The following is a 1971-nucleotide window of genomic DNA, read 5'->3' as shown; positions in this document are numbered from 1 at the left end:
CCCCACATCAATCGGGCATTTGTGCGGCGCTGTTCCTTTAACTAGGGCAGTTCAAGGACAAGTCTGCGCTGCTTGCGTCCGGAATTCACCGAAATAGGGCAGTTGGAAGAGGTCAAATGGTCGTTTCGCTTTCGCGCCGGGGGGAAGTCGAGCCCTTCCACGCCATGGACATCCTGGCCGAAGCCAACCGGCTGAAGGCCACCGGCGTGCCTGTGGTGTCGATGGCCGTCGGCCAGCCGTCGGATCCCGCGCCGGCCGGCGTCCGCGAAGCGGCGGCCGCGGCCCTCAGGCACGGCCGCATCGGCTACACCGATGCCTTGGGCCTGGCCGATCTGCGCAAGGCGATCGCCGAGCACTATGGCGAGCATTACGGGATCGATGTCGCGCCGTCGCGCATTGCCGTCACCACGGGGTCGTCGGCCGCCTTCAACCTCGCTTTCCTGGCCATGTTCGATCCGGGCGACCGCGTCGCCATCGCCGCGCCAGGCTATCCTGCCTACCGAAACATCATGGCCGCGCTCGGCATCGAGATCGTCGAGATCGAGCTCGGCACGGATGCCTATCTGCATGCCGATCACCTGAAGAGCGCGCATCGCGATAAGCCGCTGAAGGGTGTGCTGTTTGCCAGCCCCGCCAATCCGACTGGAGCGGTGATCCCGGCGGACGAACTTGCGGCCCTGGTGAAGACGGCGGAGGAACTCGGCATCGCCGTCATATCCGATGAAATCTACCACCGGCTGGCCTATGCGGCGCCCGATGTGACCGCGCTGGCGCATGGCGCCGGCGTGACCGTGATCAATTCCTTCTCGAAATACTATTGCATGACCGGCTGGCGCATCGGCTGGATGGTGCTGCCCGAGGAACTGGTGCGGCCGGTCGAGCGTATCGCCCAGAGCCTCTATATCTCGCCGCCGGAATTGTCGCAGATCGCCGCGATCGAGGCCTTCAAGGCCACGGAGGAGCTCGAAAAGGTGAAGGCGCGCTATGCCTGGAATCGCGACCTTCTGATGAAGCGTCTGCCCGAGCTCGGCTTTGCGTTGGCAGCACCCATGGACGGCGCCTTCTATGCCTTCTGCGATGTCACCCGCCACACCAATGACAGCATGGCCTTTGCGCGAAAAATGCTGGCCGAGGCGCATGTCGCGGCGACGCCAGGCCGCGATTTCGATCCGCAGCAGGGGCATCGCACCATGCGCTTTTCCTATGCCGGCAGCCATGAAGACATGGTCGAGGCGCTGGCGCGCATCGAACACTGGCTGAAATAGAAGCCATGCCGGAACTCGAGCAAGCATTGGCGGAAGTCGCCGCCGAAATGGCTGAACGCACCGATCGCGGCAAGGTAGCGACCTATATCCCGCAGCTCGGCAAGGTCGATCCGAAGAGGTTCGGCATCGCCGCCGTGACCAATGATGGCCGCGTCATCCTTGCCGGCGATGCCGATCAGCCCTTTTCCATCCAAAGCGTCTCGAAGGTCTTCACCCTCACGCTGGCGCTGGGAAAGGTCGGCGATGCGCTCTGGCAGCGCGTCGGCCGCGAGCCGTCCGGCAATCCGTTCAACTCGATCGTCCAGCTCGAACATGAGAACGGCATCCCGCGCAATCCGTTCATCAATGCCGGCGCCATAGTCGTCTCCGACGTGCTGCTCGCCGGGCATCAGCCGCGCGAGGCGATCGGCGAGATCCTGCGCTTCATCCAGTTCCTCGCCGATGACGAGACGATCATCATCGACCGCGAAGTGGCGGCGTCCGAGCGGGCGACCGGCTACCGCAACTTCGCCTTGGCCAACTACATGAAATCCTTCGGCAATCTTCATCATGAGCCGGAGCTGGCACTGGGCGTCTATTTCCATCACTGCGCCATCGCCATGAGTTGCCGGCAGCTTGCCATGGCGGGCCGGTTCCTCGCCAATAGCGGAAGGAATCCGGCGACCGGGCATTCGGTCGTGTCGGCCGAGCGGGCACGCCGTATCGG

General features: G+C 63.8%; 2 protein-coding genes. Both read left to right on the top strand.

Annotated features, from left to right (window positions below; all coding sequences use genetic code 11):
* Positions 1–116 precede the first annotated feature (116 nt).
* The gene (locus EOA24_RS35935) at positions 117–1265 is read left to right on the top strand and encodes an aminotransferase class I/II-fold pyridoxal phosphate-dependent enzyme (protein WP_126082838.1); all 1149 of its coding nucleotides are present in this window, start codon (positions 117–119) and stop codon (positions 1263–1265) included.
* Positions 1266–1270: 5 nt separating this feature from the next.
* Positions 1271–1971: glutaminase A (gene glsA / locus EOA24_RS35930; protein ID WP_189354517.1), on the top strand; the 701-nt coding region annotated here is incomplete at its 3' end.

Source organism: Mesorhizobium sp. M2A.F.Ca.ET.039.01.1.1, assembly GCF_003998035.1.
Lineage (GTDB): Bacteria > Pseudomonadota > Alphaproteobacteria > Rhizobiales > Rhizobiaceae > Mesorhizobium.
This window is presented reverse-complemented; position numbering and strand designations above follow the sequence as displayed.

Coding starts and splice junctions, on each gene's coding strand:
- EOA24_RS35935 (WP_126082838.1), top strand. CDS start 117: ATGGTCGTTTCGCTTTCGCGCCGGGGGGAAGTCGAGCCCTTCCACGCC.